The organism is Bradyrhizobium sp. CCBAU 51753, from assembly GCF_015291565.1.
Lineage (GTDB): Bacteria > Pseudomonadota > Alphaproteobacteria > Rhizobiales > Xanthobacteraceae > Bradyrhizobium > Bradyrhizobium ivorense.
The window spans coordinates 2,642,933-2,657,011 of record NZ_CP030037.1; the positions used below are offsets into that span (position 1 = coordinate 2,642,933).

The following is a 14,079-nucleotide window of genomic DNA, read 5'->3' on the forward strand; positions in this document are numbered from 1 at the left end:
ATTTGCCGGCAGACCCTCTCATTCGATCGATCCTATAGCCATCGCTATTTGAACCATATGCGCCAGTGCGTGGGCTGCACAGCGACGTGTTCCCCGGTCTTCGCCTTGATCCAGCCGCCGAAGATGCGGCGGCAAGGGAAGACCAGCCGATGAATGGTATTACCCTCGATCACGCCAATCTCAAGGTCCCGATCGAAGGGCGCCGTCTCGATCCGCTCCCACGTCACGTTGCCATTAGATCCTGGACGGTATTCATCGGCGCCAACTGACAAATTCAAGCAACCTTTCAGACAGTACGAACCACATCGCTTGTCCGCCCCGCGACCTGGTCCAGCCTAATACTGCGCGGGCGGCGCGCGGTCTCGATTGCGGCAGTCGCCGCCTCGGATCTGTCGGCGGAGGCATCGTCGAACCCATCGTGCTGGGTCACGGCCCTCTCGCCAACCCAAATAATCGGGATTGATGCTACCTAGCCGCCTTCGGTCGAACTGATCCCGACCTGCTCAAGCCTTCTCCGGTTGGTCCTGATCGGGTTTTTGCAGAAATTGAACTGGACCGCGGCCCACAATTGGTCCCGCGGCCGAGCAAGTTGCGCCGGGGCCTGTCATGTCGAACATCCTTTGTTGGTGGGACGTCTCCTTGTTACGTCGTCAGTCGTGGGGCGGATGGGCTAGCTGCGCTCGGCCCCGAGCATCGGACCAGTCCGCGGATCGGTGAAGTGGACACCATCGCAAGCGACGCGGCTTACAGGGTGCAGGTCGTTGGCGCCCGGCTCGACTGCGTCGTTCGGCAGCAGTCCTTGAAGCCGGTCGCCCGCATTTGGGCACGAAAAGATGATGGGGCGCCAAGTCTTTCTGTGAGCCATGTGTCTGACCTTGACTGGAGATCGTTTTTATCGGTAGGCCGCCGCTGAAGTATTGATCCAGGTCAAAAAAGCGATGCGCGTCTAGAACGCCCGGCGGCGTACGGCCGCCGCGAGCGGGACGGGGTTCCAGATCAGGTGATTCGCGCGCGTCGCGCCTTGGTCCCGACAAACCCTGGATGCGGCCGGGTTGATGGAAATCAAAATACAGGCCGGGCAATCATGCGAATGTTGAGGCGCACCGGACGCGCATCGGACCATGACAACAAGTGTCATCAATGATGCGAGAGGCGCAAAGGAGATCGCTGAGTGATTACTCGCCTCGCATTGTCGGTGGCCTTGCCGGCGCTGATCGCAGCCATAGGCTTTGGCGCGGAAGCTCTGAACCTTGGCCTTATCGAAACCTTGTCTGCTGCGAGTCTGATCATCGGCTTTGTCATTGCGGCGGCAGGGTGGGCCGTCAGGCGCGAAATAGGGGCGGTTCGGCCCATTTGCTCACGATCACGAGGGCGCAGGTCTGGCCGACGATAGCGCCGGGCCGCCGGCACGCGTCAGGCCAGTCTCTGTCACGGTGATTGGCCGATTACTTTGGATGCTGCTTGAGGCAAATCAAATACTCTCCTGGCGCGAATGGCAGAATAGGCACGGATGAGCAAACCCACCGCAAGAGGCTAGTCATGCCTTCATTTAACGTTCGCTTCATTAAGACCGTTTGTGACGATACCGGCCACGAGCATCGTGCCTGTCAGGCAGCGTTCGAGGTCGATGCCGCATCGCTGAGTGCTGCTGCACAGCAGGCGGAGACCGATTTCTGCAGGCAAAAGGGCGTCCGCGATTGGACCATTTTCGCCGATGCGATGGAGCTTCGAACCCCGCCTGCGTTGCCCCCGGCATGGGGCGGCTAGGCTGAGTTCGGCTAGCACAGGTCCTTGCAAAGTTTCATGGCAATGGTCAATCCGCGAGGTCAAGCGCGATCTCGCAAAGCATCGCTCCGAGCATCGATTCGAAAGTGCTCGCGATGGTCTCGTCAATGCGGCAGGCGTGCTGTTGCCCGCAACACGAAATGGGCCTCGCCGCGGTCTCGCCGGCTAGTCGTTCAGCCGGCTCGCTGCGGCTTTTCGCCGAACGTTGCCCCGGGCAGGACGATCCGGATCGAACGATTTGCTCTTACATTGGTCTTATTTGATGCAGGTCAAAAACAAACCTGCCTCCAGCAGCTATGGCTGCTTCGAGGGACATGACACATGGTCAGCCAACCCGCAAATATCGGTCGTCCTTGGCGGTTTAGGAATTTGCTCAGCCGATTACGAGCGAGCCTGTCTCGGACGTCCGAGCTGGCTTACTTGAGCCCACAGGACATCGATGCGATTGCGCGCGAGCTTAATCTGCCTACATTCGCTTTTCGAACCCTGGCGCAAAGTCCGGGCTCTCCCGAACTCTTGAGCAAGCGCCTCGCGCTTGCCGGCTTCTCCGAGCACGCGCTTGCCGCCCGCCATGGCGACGTATTGCGCGATCTGCAGCGAGTATGCGGCCTATGTCCGGCCAAGGTCCGTTGCGCAGCCAACCTCCAAACACGGAAGTATCGAAATCCGCTGAAAGACTGCCCCAACGAACAAACCCTGCGCGCGCTCGGTCGTGAGGTCGATGACGGCCTCCCGCAGCGCTTTTGCGATTGATGAACTCAATCGCTTAGCTCGCCGAAAATAATTCCCCAAGCATCCCGCTTTCAAAGAAGGCCAAGCCATGACAAGCCCATCCCCTGCCTCGAAATCCATGACGATGGGTGAAGCAGGCCTGATGTCGGTATTTGCAGTTTCTGCCTACGCCTTCTTTTTCGCCGGAGCGATGGGGCACGATTCTGCGTTTACGTTCCACGCACTGCTGGCTTCCGCCGCCAGTCTGACCGCTGCAGGCGTCATCCTCAATCGCTACTATGAACGGCCGGCGCAATTACCGCCGGCGCAGATCAATGGTCGACCGAACTACAATCTCGGTCCGATCAAATTCGCCTCGGTGCTGGCGATGGTCTGGGGCATTGCGGGCTTTTCCATCGGTCTGCTGATCGCCTCTCAACTTGCCTGGCCGGCACTGAATTTTGATTTGCCCTGGGCGAGCTTCGGTCGGCTCCGGCCGTTGCATACATCGGCCGTGATCTTTGCGTTCGGTGGAAACGTGCTCCTCGCGACCTCGTTCTACGTTGTGCAGAAGACCTGCCGCACCCGCCTGGCTGGCGATCTTGCGCCATGGTTTGTGGTCGTTGGCTACAATTTCTTCATTCTGATCGCAGGCACTGGCTATCTGTTCGGTGTCACCCAGTCGAAGGAATATGCCGAGCCGGAGTGGTACGCCGATCTCTGGCTCACCATCGTCTGGATCACTTATCTCATTGTGTTCGTGGCGACGCTGTTGAAACGGAAGGAGCCGCATATCTTCGTCGCCAACTGGTTCTATCTCGCCTTTATCGTCACCATTGCAGTGCTCCACCTTGGCAACAATCCCGCATTACCGGTATCGGTGTTCGGCTCGAAATCCTATATTGCCTGGGGTGGCGTGCAGGATGCCATGTTTCAGTGGTGGTACGGCCATAACGCGGTTGGCTTCTTCCTGACCGCTGGCTTCCTGGCGATCATGTACTACTTCATTCCGAAAAGAGCCGAACGCCCGGTCTACTCCTACCGTCTCTCGATCATCCACTTCTGGGCGCTGATCTTCCTCTACATCTGGGCCGGACCGCACCATCTACACTACACGGCGCTGCCGGACTGGACGCAGACGCTCGGCATGACGTTCTCGATCATGCTGTGGATGCCGTCATGGGGCGGCATGATCAACGGCCTGATGACGCTCTCGGGCGCCTGGGACAAGCTCCGCACCGACCCGGTACTTCGTATGCTCGTGGTCTCGGTTGCCTTTTACGGCATGGCGACATTTGAAGGTCCGACCATGGCAATCAAGGTCGTCAACTCGCTCAGCCATTACACGGATTGGACGGTCGGCCATGTGCATTCGGGCGCGCTGGGCTGGGTTGGCTTCGTATCATTCGGCGCGCTGTATTGTCTGATACCCTGGCTTTGGAATCGCCAGCTGTATAGCCTCAAGCTCGTCAACTGGCACTTCTGGATCGCCACGATCGGCATCGTGCTCTACATCTCCGCGATGTGGGTGTCCGGCATCCTGCAGGGGCTGATGTGGCGCGCCTATACTTCGCTCGGTTTCCTCGAGTACTCGTTCATCGAATCGGTCGAGGCCATGCATCCCTTCTACATCATCCGTGCCGCGGGTGGGGCACTGTTCCTGATCGGGGCGCTGATCATGGCCGCCAATCTCTGGATGACGGTGAATGCGCAGGAAGCCGATCAAATCCAGGACGCTAGAGCGCTCCAGGTCGCGGAATAGGTCATCGCATGTCGCTCTGGAACCGACACAAGATCTTTGAGAAGAACTCGATCATCTTGATCGCTGGCATCCTTGCCGTGATAGCGTTCGGTGGCTTGGTCGAGATCACGCCATTGTTTTACCTCAAGAGCACGATCGAGGCGGTGGACGGTGTGCGGCCGTATACGCCGCTCGAGCTCGCCGGCCGCAACATCTACGTACGTGAGGGGTGCTATCTCTGTCACTCGCAGATGATCCGGCCGTTACGCGACGAGGTCGAGCGCTACGGGCATTACTCGCTGGCCGCCGAGAGCATGTATGACCATCCGTTTCAATGGGGCTCGAAGCGGACCGGCCCGGACCTCGCACGTGTTGGCGGGAAATATTCCGATGAATGGCACGTTAGGCATTTGATCAATCCGCGCGCCATCGTGCCGCAATCGGTAATGCCGGGCTATCCGTCGCTGGCGAACACCGAGGTCGACCCGACCGACATGGTCGCGCATCTGCGCACCAATCGGGCGATCGGCGTCCCCTATACCGAGGACCAGATCAAGAACGCTGTCGCCGATCTGAAGACGCAGCTCGATCCTGACAGCGCGGACGTCGCGTCTTTCCAGAAGCGCTATCCGAAGGCGGCTGTGCGCAATTTCGACGGCGCGGTCGGCAATCCGACCGAACTCGATGCGCTCGTCGCCTACCTGCAAATGCTGGGCACGTTGATCGATTTCAAGCTCTACGACGAAAAAGCCAATCTGCGCTGAAGGATCCTCTGATGAAAGCCGTCATTTCCATCGAGAACCTGGCATCGAGCTTCGTCGTGACGCTCTGGACGCCGCTGTTCATCGGCATCTTCATAGCCATCGTCGTTTACGCGCTGTGGCCCCGCAACAGGAGGCTTTTTGATGCTGCGGCACGCATGCCGCTGCGCCGGGACTGACAGATCATGACCGAGCACAACGACATCGATTACATCTCGGGCCACTCCACGACGGGCCACGAATGGGATGGAATAAAGGAACTCAACACGCCGCTGCCGCGCTGGTGGATTCTGTGCTTCTACGCCACGATCCTTTGGGCGGTGGGGTACTGGATGGTTTATCCGGCCTGGCCGCTCCTCTCAAGCTACACGACCGGCGTGTTTGACTATTCGACCCGAGCCAACGTCGTCAACGACCTTGCAGGGCTTGAGAAGCTGCGCGGCGACAAGATGGCCGTGCTGGGCAAAGCGTCGCTTACCGAGATCGAGAAGGATCCGGCCCTACTGGGATTGGCCCGCGCGCGCGGCAAGACGGTGTTCGCGGACAATTGCGCGCCTTGCCATGGGAGCGGCGGCGCGGGCGCCAAGGGGTATCCGAATCTTAATGACGATGACTGGTTGTGGGGCGGATCGCTTGACCAGATCCTGCAGACCATCCAATTCGGCGCACGTTCCGGGCATGCCCAGGCGCATGAGGGACAAATGCTGGCCTTTGGCCGCGACGGCATCCTCACGAAGACCGAGATTGTCACCGTAGCGAACTACGTGCGATCGCTGTCAGGCCTGACCACGGCAGCCAATTTCGACCCCGCGGCCGGCACGAGGATCTTTGCCGAGAATTGCGCGGTCTGTCATGGCGAGAACGCCAAGGGCAATCAGGCACTCGGCGCACCGAATCTGACGGACCCGATTTGGCTGTACGGCTCGGACGAGGAGACGCTGGTCGAGACCATCAGCAATGGCCGCGCCGGCATCATGCCGGCTTGGAGCGGGCGGCTCGATCCCATCACAGTCAGGGCACTTGCCGTCTATGTGCATTCGCTCGGCGGCGGACAATAGGCGAGATGCGCCGCAAAACCTGCGCGCCGTCGACCCAGGAACAACGCGAGCCATCCGCGCCCAATGTAAGGTCGGTCATGAAGCCCGCCGTAAACAAGTCGCTCGATGAGCCGGTGATCGACGAGGATGGACCCCTCTATGCAGCCCATAGGAAGGTTTATCCGCAGAGCGTCCGCGGTACTTTCCGCACGATCAAATGGTGGCTGATGGTGCTGTGTCTGGGCATCTACTATCTGCTGCCCTTCGTGCGTTGGCATCGAGGCCTCGGCGCTCCCGACCAGGCGGTGTTGCTCGACTTTCCAAACCGGCGGTTCTACTTCTTCTTCATCGAATTGTGGCCGCAAGAGCTCTATTACTTCACCGGTTTGCTCGTGCTTGCTGCCATGGCACTGTTCCTGATGAACGCGCTGGGCGGGCGGATTTGGTGCGGTTATCTCTGCCCGCAGACGGTCTGGAGCGACCTGTTCTATGCGGTCGAGCGCCGGGTCGAGGGCGACCGCCGCGAGCGGCTGAAGGCCGCCGCGCGCCCAATGACAGCAGGGCGCGCGGCAAGGCGCGTGTTGAAGCACGCAATCTGGTTGATGATTGCTTGGTGGACCGGTGGCGCCTGGGTGCTCTACTTCGCCGACGCGCCGACCTTGGTGCACGATCTGGCAACGTTCCAAGCGCCCGCAATCGCCTATATCTGGATTGGGATCCTGACGGCTTCGACGTATCTGCTGGCTGGCTACATGCGCGAGCAGGTTTGCGTTTATATGTGCCCGTGGCCGCGCATCCAGGCCGCGCTCACCGACGAATGGGCCCTTAATGTCACTTACAAGCACGACCGCGGCGAGCAGCGCTGCTCATTGAAGAAATCATTCGATCTGCGCGCGCGCGGCGATAGGGTCGGAGAGTGCATCGACTGTTATCAATGCGCGGCGGTCTGCCCGACCGGGATCGATATACGCAACGGCGCCCAGCTGGGCTGCATCCAGTGCGGGCTGTGCATCGACGCCTGCGATGCCGTCATGAAGAAGATCGGGCGCAAAAGCGGCCTGATCGGTTACGACAACGATATCAATATCCGCCGGCGGATGCACGGCAAGCCGGAGCTGTTCAAGCCGGTACGCCCGCGCACGCTCGTTTATGCCGCCTTGATCACGGTCATCTGCGCGGTGATGGTTTATGGGTTGTTGTCGAGAACGCTGCTCGATCTCAGCGTTCTGCATGATCGTAATCCCATGGCTGTCAGGCTCAGCGATGGATCGATTCGCAACGGCTATACCGTGCGTTTGCTCAACAAGCGCGACTTCGATCGGGTGATCGCGATCGACATCGATGGCCCGCCCAAGACGTCCGTCCACGTCGTCGGCACCGATCCGGTGACTGTAGATCGACCGATGATCGTCCTGGCTCGCGATACGACGACTGAACTGCGCGTGCTGCTGACAGCGCCGGTTGGCGGCATGTTAGAACACTCGATGCCGGTGAGGTTTCGGGTCACCGACGTTGGCCTCGGTGAGGTCGCCTCGGCAACGGATCATTTCGTTCTCCCCTGACGATCACTGACGGGATGTGACCATGACCGCATCAAATCGAGTCACGCGGCCCATCACCGGACGCTTCGTCCTGATCGCCATTCTCGCGTTCTTTTCGGTCGTGATTGGCGCCAATCTGGTCATGATGCGCTTTGCCATCATGACGCTGCCGGGAACGGAGGTTGACAGCGCCTATCGTGCGAGCCTCGCCTATCAGCGAGAGATCATCGCGGCACGGCAGCAGAACGAACGAAACTGGCAGGTGCAGGTATATATCCACCGTCAGTCGGATGGTGAAGCTGTGCTTGCGATCGAGGCGCGTGACCGCCTAGGTGCGCCTCTCGCCGGAATGAATTTCGTGGCCCGCCTCGAGCGCCCGGTCGACCGCCGGGCCGATCGGGCGATTGATGTCTCCCAGGCCAATGTTGGAATCTACCGCGGCAGCGCCTCGCGCGTCGCCGTCGGGCAGTGGGATCTTGTGATCGAGGGCGACGATGGCGGCCGCCGCATGTTTCTGTCGAAGAACCGCATCGTTTTGAACTGAGAGCGTACGCACATGCAGTCCGACGTCGATTTTTCTCACTTTCTGAAGAGGACAGGCACGGGCCGCCTCCAGCTCGACCTTGCCGTGGAGGGGATCAGTTGCGCGGGCTGCATGGGCAAGATCGAGCGCAATCTGTCGAGCATTCCGGATGTGACCTCGGCACGCGTGAACCTCACCGACAATCGGCTGGCGCTCGAATGGAAGGCAGGAGCGCTCGATCCAGCATTATTTGTCGAGCGGCTCGCCGAGTTAGGCTATAGGGCATATCCGTTCCAGCGGGACAATGCGGAGACGCTGGAGGCGGAGAGGGCGCAGAGCTTGCTGCGGCGGCTGGGCGTCGCCGCCTTTGCCGCGATGAACGTGATGATGCTGTCGATCCCGGTATGGTCCGGAAATGTCTCGGACATGCTGCCGGAACAGCGCGACTTCTTTCATTGGCTCTCCGCGCTGATCGTCCTGCCGGCCGCGGCTTATTGTGCACAACCATTCTTCTCTTCCGCCGTTGCCGCGCTGCGGGCGCGCGGAACCAATATGGACGTTCCGATCAGCATCGGCATCCTGCTCGCCCTGGCGACGTCGGTAATCGAGACCATCGTTCATGCCGAGCACGCCTATTTCGATGCGGCAATCATGTTGATCGCCTTTCTGCTCGCAGGTCGCTATCTTGACCAGAACATGAGGCGGCGCACCCGCGCCTACGCCGGCAACCTTGCAGCACTCAAGGCGGAGACTGCGGCGAAGTTCATTAGCCCGACCGAGATCAGAACCGTTCCGGTGGCGGCGATCAAGCCGGGGGACATCGTGCTGGTGCGCCCCGGCGAATGCTGTGCCGTCGACGGCAACGTGATCGAGGGACGCTCCGAGGTCGATCAAAGCCTTATTACCGGCGAGACCTTGCCGGCGATCGCGACGCCCGGCAGCGCGGTGTTCGCCGGCACATTGGTACGATCCGGCACCCTGCGCGTCCGTGCGGCGGCGGCCTCCGACGGCACACTGCTTGCCGAGATTTCCAGGCTGCTCGATCATGCCCTGCAAGCGCGCTCACGCTATCTGCGCCTCGCCGAGCGCGCCTCGCGGCTCTATGCGCCGATCGTTCACATAACGGCCTTCCTGACCATGCTGGGTTGGCTTGCCTCTGGCGCCACCTTTCATGATTCGATGGTCACGGCGATCGCAGTCTTGATCATCACCTGCCCCTGCGCGCTCGGTCTGGCTATCCCCGCAGTGCAGACGGTGGCCGCCGGCGCACTGTTCCGTTCCGGCGTGCTGCTCAATGCCGGGGATGCAATCGAGCGTATCGCCGAGGTGGATCGGGTGATCTTCGACAAAACCGGGACGCTGACGCTGCCTGAACTCGATGTCGCCAATCTCGCCGGCATTCCTGAAGATGTCGTCAAATTGGCGGGCCGGCTGGCGCTGTCGAGCCGCCATCCGGTCGCCGCCGCCCTGGCGCGTGCTGCCGGCGCAAGCGAGCCGCTGGCCGATATCGAAGAGGAGCCGGGGCGGGGCGTCCGCGGTTACTATGAGGGCGCGCCGATCCGGCTAGGCCACCCCTCGTTCTGCGGCGCTGACAGCCTCGCGAACGAGATCCTGTGCCATGATCCCGAGGCCTCCGTCGTCGCGTTCAGCCACGGCGAGGCGAGGCATGTCTTTGCCATCAGGCAAAGGATGCGGCCAGACGCGGTCGAGGTCGTCACAAGCCTCGCGCGCCTTGGCATCATGGTGGAGATCGTTTCCGGGGATCGCGAGCCAGCTGTTCGGCGGGCGGCCGAGACGCTTGGCATTCACACGTGGCGGGCTAACGTCTCGCCGACGGACAAGGTCGCCCGGGTCGAAGATCTGAGGAGCAGGGGATACAAGGTGCTGATGGTCGGCGACGGCTTGAACGACGCGCCCGCGCTCGCAGCAGCCCATGCCTCGATGTCGCCTGTCACCGCCACCCATATGAGCCAGGCGGTCGCTGATGCGGTCTTCCTCGGTGAGCATCTCGGGCCCGTGTTGATGGCAATCATTGCCTCGCGCGAGGCGCTGCGGCTGATGCGGCAGAATCTCTGTCTTGCCGTCGTCTACAACGTCCTGGCCGTGCCTGTTGCGATCGCCGGCCTGGTGACGCCGCTGATTGCCGCCGCGGCGATGTCATGCTCGTCGGTACTGGTCATGCTTAACGCGCTGCGGGCGCGAAGAAGCGAGGCCCTCTGATGGAAGTCCTGATCTATCTGGTTCCGCTCGCCCTTTCACTCGGCTTCCTCGGCCTGCTTGGCTTTCTGTGGTCGCTGAAGAGCGGCCAGTATGACGATCTCGACGGCGCGGCCTGGCGCGCCGTCGCCGATGAGGGGCCCGATGAGCCCACGGTGCCGGTCCGAATAGTACCAATGGACCAGCGCATTTGTGGAAGCGGGCGTCGACGCGAGTGCTAGCTCGCCCGTCCAGGCGGTCCACCGCCGCAACTGCGGGGACAGGCGAAAGTCGGACAGTTCGCAGCCTGTTGATGGCGGCAACGCGCCGTGATCAGCAACGGCTGCTCAGTAGAGCCCGCTCGCCATCGATGATGCCAGCGTGTCTGACCCACGATAGCTGCATAATCAGGGCTTCAGCCTTCGAGCATGACACCCATCAGCTGCAGCCTCATCGATCATGACAGTTTCGATCGCTATCAACCGGGCTGGCGATGTCGCGTGATCCGGCACGGTCGAACCGGCCGGGCAGCGAGGGGTTGCGCGATGGATAGCGCCGGTCGCTGTACCTCACCGCCGATATGACGGGAGTGACCTGGCTCAATGAGGCAACGGCTCCGGTCGAAACGATCAAGCTTCAGCTTCGTCTCTCGGGGCGAATATGCGTGCATGACATAGAAGACGATTTGGACGAAAAGCGGCGATTGAAGGCCAAAAGCGTCGGCCGTTGATCTTGACGTCGGCCGAAGCGCCACTTTCCAGGAGAACATCGCGAAGGCCGAAGCAACGGTGGTTTGCCGCTCCTTCGGCAAAAGGGTGAATGCTGCTCATACGAAAAGATTCTGCCCTTCCGATACGTTGAGCCGAGTCCGGGCGACGGACATCAAGCCGAGATGCGACCTGGTCGCCTGGCTCATTCCAAACGAGGCTCTGACGGCTAGACGACGTCGCAATGCACCAAGCGTGGTAGGGGCAACCATAGTATGAGAGCGCGACGGTGTCTGCCGAATTCAATGCCTGATCCCTCTGAGCTGGATACAAATCTCGAACCTGCCTGGAGTTCTCTGGCTAGGCGCATTCGCTTTTTCATGGTGTTTCAAAGACTTGTAACAACCTGCTTAGTTTCAACAACGATGTGTCAATTAGGACACTGGATTCGCCAATTCGTGGCCAAGTCTTTCGATACGAAAACCTCCACGAAACGAACAACCGCTATTGTCTTGGGAACACATGACAGAGCTTGCAGCTTTGCGCGAGTTCTATGATTGCCTCCTTTTTACGGTCGTCGCTGTGAAAAAACTATGTTAGAAGCCGCTCCTCTCAGAAGGAGCATTCATAGTGAAAAAAGCAACCAAGAAACGCGTTAAGCGGCGCGAATGGACTAAGGCAGACATCAAAGAACTCAAGGTCCATTCAAAGGCTCGGACCCCAGTCACAAAAATATCAAAAATGACCAAACGCTCTGTCGGTGCGCTGCGCCAGAAGGCCTTACATCTCGGAATCGGACTGGGACATCAGCGGTAGCTTATTTGGGCTGCGCTGTTGATTGGTCCAGTAGGGCGGCTCCCGGGCCGCCCTTATTGGCTGTTGGATTGTGTCGCAACAGGACTCGAACTCTGCCTGGCCCTGCATCGGCGGCCGTATGAGCGCGGTGATTTCTGGTTCAATGGTTCGGCCCAACTGTTAAGCAACCAACTTCGAGCCAGGCTCATTTCCTATCGATTTCAGCGCTGCAATTGTTGCTGCTGCCCGAGAACGTAGCATTGTCGGACCTTTATAAGGTGAGGTGATCGAATCCAGCGTACTCAGTGAGTACAGCCTACATTCCTGGTACGACGAACGTCTGGTTTGCTTCTCGGCGTGTACCTGCCAGAGGACTGGCCGCTTGGTTCTGCGGCCGATCAGCTTTGATGAGGTCCCGGACTCCTCAGCTGGCTGATCAGAGCAGAGCTTGTCGCCACGACGTCACGGTCGGTGACCTCGACAAGGAGCTTCTCCAACACCAGGGCAGAGCGTGTGTGTCCGCGATCGTCGGCGCGTCAAAGATCTTTGAAGGTTCGAGCGACGATCGATTTGCGGATAAAGATGGGCCACGTGCTGCTTGGAGCTTGGGGATGGCGGAGCGGCCTCGCGCATCCGGTATCTTCGATGAGATTTCTGGAAAGCGCTTCCTGGCTATATCTCGGCAAAAAAGCTGGTGACTCGCTAAGTCACATGAGCCTGCAGATCTACGCCAGCTCTGCGCGATTTGCTTAAGCGCAAGATTCAGCTCCCGCCACATCGAGGTCTGTACGGAGGACGCGCCCCGAAACCGCGCGAGAATGTTCAGCTTTCGTCAGGGTTCAGCTCGCAGCTGCCTGGTTGTTACTGCGATGGGCCCCTTGGCTGACCAGGTTGAGAAGGTCGTCGTTCCGGCCTGAGAGTAGATTCTGCAAAATCAAGGACGCGGCGCAGTTATGCTATTGGCCCATGGGTTAGCCGATGGATACAACCTTGCGAGTGGGGCGTTCCTCGAAGATCATTTGGGCGCAAGAGTGCCCCGCCCAGCCTGCTGGTGAGTTCGAGCTTCGGAACGATACGGCGCGCTCAGCAACAATAGAAACAGCGCTCGGTTGGCTTGATATCTGGCGGCCGAGCGGCTGCGCCCTGAGCCCGTCATCACCTGTTTGCCCTCGTCGGTATGCACGGACCACAACCACCTTCGTCCGCGCTGCTTCAAGGACAACTCGAAGACTGGAAGCGTTGACATGGCTACGTGGTATCATTTCTCACGGCCGTGCGTTTGGTCTTCGGAAGGCCGGAACGGTTCTCGCGGCGGATCCTCTCCAGACGATGCCTGACTGCGGCCAGCTTGGCAATGAACTCGCTTGATCCATCAACCCCGAACTCACCAGAATCGAACTCATCCAGTGCTTCCTGCCGTGCCATAGATGCCAGACGTTTGCGAGTTTTGGCGGTCAGCGTCATCTGCACGACCCGAGCATCGCTTGCGCAGTGCTTACGCCGCAGGAATCCATTTTTCTCGAGCAGCTTTGAGTGGGTCGTCACGAAGGAAGGATCGACGTGCATCAGCTTTGACACCACGTTAACGGGGACACCATCTTCTTTCCCCAAATAGGCCACCGCCATCAGGATCATCCACTGTGCTCCAGTGATGCCAAGTGCATTGGCTTGGAATCTCGCAAGCTCTTCGAGACACGCGCTGATCGATCTGATCTCCCACACGAACGGCCGGACTGGCTCCTGCCCGTCGCTAGAAATGTTGCCAAGCGCGCTTGCTGGACCAGGTAAATCCGACGCCATCGTAGCTCAGGTTTCCCCCTTTACCAGCTTCCCTTAGCGCGAATGAGAAGTGACGACAACGCCGTAAGAGCAGGCAAATCAAATACTTGGTACGATACGGACGAATGGGGAGCGTGCCGATCTTGAACTGGCAGGAGCAGTTGCGGCCACACCGCGCTCATTGTCTTGATATTCAGGGGCGGCTTTTGTCGGGATCGATACCGCACGCCGGTAAGATTGATGCCCCTGCCAGCAGGACGTCCATGGTCTGCTTCGTTGGATACTCGCCGGCTTGTTTGCTCCTTTGTCGCATCATCGAGCAGTCAAAGTCTCGAGCGAAGAACGTTAGAACATCTGCGCAGCAGCGTGTCGCGAGATCTCGACGCGTCGTTTTACGTTGTGATGTTTTGGATCGTTGCCGCAGTCTGATCAAAGGATAAGACTTGCTCTTCCCACGCGGTCGGACTGCAATGTCCAGCACCGCGCGAACTGTTGGGGCGCAG

At 59.8% G+C, this 14,079-nt stretch carries 12 protein-coding genes; 10 read left to right on the forward strand and 2 right to left on the reverse strand.

The window, feature by feature from the left end:
* Window positions 1-44: 44 nt before the first annotated feature.
* Window positions 45-278: a hypothetical protein gene (locus XH93_RS11785; RefSeq protein WP_246799589.1), complete on the reverse strand. Its 234-nt coding sequence runs from the start codon at window positions 276-278 to the stop codon at window positions 45-47.
* 1,261 nt (window positions 279-1,539) lie between these two features.
* Between XH93_RS11785 and XH93_RS11790 the strand changes: the two genes are divergently transcribed.
* The 10 genes from XH93_RS11790 (at window position 1,540) to ccoS (ending at window position 10,537) form a co-directional block, all read left to right on the forward strand.
* The gene (locus XH93_RS11790) at window positions 1,540-1,767 is read left to right on the forward strand and encodes a hypothetical protein (RefSeq protein WP_139481474.1); all 228 of its coding nucleotides are present in this window, start codon (window positions 1,540-1,542) and stop codon (window positions 1,765-1,767) included.
* Window positions 1,768-2,106: 339 nt separating this feature from the next.
* On the forward strand, window positions 2,107-2,538 hold the full coding sequence (locus XH93_RS11795) for a hypothetical protein (protein ID WP_194473629.1): 432 nt from the start codon (window positions 2,107-2,109) through the stop codon (window positions 2,536-2,538).
* A 67-nt stretch (window positions 2,539-2,605) separates the two neighbouring features.
* Complete coding sequence (ccoN, locus tag XH93_RS11800) at window positions 2,606-4,258, forward strand: cytochrome-c oxidase, cbb3-type subunit I (RefSeq protein ID WP_194473630.1); 1,653 nt, start codon at window positions 2,606-2,608, stop codon at window positions 4,256-4,258.
* An 8-nt stretch (window positions 4,259-4,266) separates the two neighbouring features.
* Complete coding sequence (gene ccoO / locus XH93_RS11805; RefSeq protein ID WP_194473631.1) at window positions 4,267-5,001, forward strand: cytochrome-c oxidase, cbb3-type subunit II; 735 nt, start codon at window positions 4,267-4,269, stop codon at window positions 4,999-5,001.
* Between the two features lie 11 nt (window positions 5,002-5,012).
* Complete coding sequence (locus XH93_RS11810; protein ID WP_194473632.1) at window positions 5,013-5,177, forward strand: cbb3-type cytochrome c oxidase subunit 3; 165 nt, start codon at window positions 5,013-5,015, stop codon at window positions 5,175-5,177.
* A 6-nt stretch (window positions 5,178-5,183) separates the two neighbouring features.
* Window positions 5,184-6,056, forward strand: coding sequence for a cytochrome-c oxidase, cbb3-type subunit III (gene ccoP / locus XH93_RS11815; protein ID WP_194473633.1), 873 nt, complete (start codon window positions 5,184-5,186; stop codon window positions 6,054-6,056).
* Window positions 6,057-6,133: 77 nt separating this feature from the next.
* Window positions 6,134-7,597 (forward strand): cytochrome c oxidase accessory protein CcoG, encoded by a 1,464-nt coding sequence (ccoG, locus tag XH93_RS11820; RefSeq protein ID WP_194475113.1) that lies wholly within the window; start codon window positions 6,134-6,136, stop codon window positions 7,595-7,597.
* 22 nt (window positions 7,598-7,619) lie between these two features.
* A complete protein-coding gene (locus tag XH93_RS11825; RefSeq protein ID WP_194475114.1) occupies window positions 7,620-8,120 on the forward strand; it encodes a FixH family protein in 501 nt (166 codons plus the stop codon).
* A gap of 12 nt (window positions 8,121-8,132) precedes the next feature.
* Window positions 8,133-10,319, forward strand: a complete 2,187-nt coding sequence (locus XH93_RS11830; protein WP_194473634.1) for a heavy metal translocating P-type ATPase — start codon at window positions 8,133-8,135, stop codon at window positions 10,317-10,319.
* Window positions 10,319-10,537: a cbb3-type cytochrome oxidase assembly protein CcoS gene (gene ccoS / locus XH93_RS11835; RefSeq protein WP_194473635.1), complete on the forward strand. Its 219-nt coding sequence runs from the start codon at window positions 10,319-10,321 to the stop codon at window positions 10,535-10,537. The genes XH93_RS11830 and ccoS overlap by 1 nt, the downstream gene beginning before the upstream one ends.
* A gap of 2,508 nt (window positions 10,538-13,045) precedes the next feature.
* On the opposite strand, the gene XH93_RS11840 is transcribed toward ccoS, so the two are convergent.
* The gene (locus tag XH93_RS11840; protein WP_246799590.1) at window positions 13,046-13,432 is read right to left on the reverse strand and encodes a MarR family transcriptional regulator; all 387 of its coding nucleotides are present in this window, start codon (window positions 13,430-13,432) and stop codon (window positions 13,046-13,048) included.
* Window positions 13,433-14,079: the final 647 nt, after the last annotated feature.

What these genes read in the sequence shown, in the direction of transcription:
- XH93_RS11790 (WP_139481474.1), top strand. Translation starts at nt 1,540, where the DNA reads ATGCCTTCATTTAACGTTCGCTTCATTAAGACCGTTTGTGACGATACC.
- XH93_RS11795 (WP_194473629.1), top strand. Translation starts at nt 2,107, where the DNA reads ATGGTCAGCCAACCCGCAAATATCGGTCGTCCTTGGCGGTTTAGGAAT.
- ccoN (WP_194473630.1), top strand. Translation starts at nt 2,606, where the DNA reads ATGACAAGCCCATCCCCTGCCTCGAAATCCATGACGATGGGTGAAGCA.
- ccoO (WP_194473631.1), top strand. Translation starts at nt 4,267, where the DNA reads ATGTCGCTCTGGAACCGACACAAGATCTTTGAGAAGAACTCGATCATC.
- XH93_RS11810 (WP_194473632.1), top strand. Translation starts at nt 5,013, where the DNA reads ATGAAAGCCGTCATTTCCATCGAGAACCTGGCATCGAGCTTCGTCGTG.
- ccoP (WP_194473633.1), top strand. Translation starts at nt 5,184, where the DNA reads ATGACCGAGCACAACGACATCGATTACATCTCGGGCCACTCCACGACG.
- ccoG (WP_194475113.1), top strand. Translation starts at nt 6,134, where the DNA reads ATGAAGCCCGCCGTAAACAAGTCGCTCGATGAGCCGGTGATCGACGAG.
- XH93_RS11825 (WP_194475114.1), top strand. Translation starts at nt 7,620, where the DNA reads ATGACCGCATCAAATCGAGTCACGCGGCCCATCACCGGACGCTTCGTC.
- XH93_RS11830 (WP_194473634.1), top strand. Translation starts at nt 8,133, where the DNA reads ATGCAGTCCGACGTCGATTTTTCTCACTTTCTGAAGAGGACAGGCACG.
- ccoS (WP_194473635.1), top strand. Translation starts at nt 10,319, where the DNA reads ATGGAAGTCCTGATCTATCTGGTTCCGCTCGCCCTTTCACTCGGCTTC.
- XH93_RS11840 (WP_246799590.1), bottom strand. Translation starts at nt 13,432, where the DNA reads ATGATCCTGATGGCGGTGGCCTATTTGGGGAAAGAAGATGGTGTCCCC.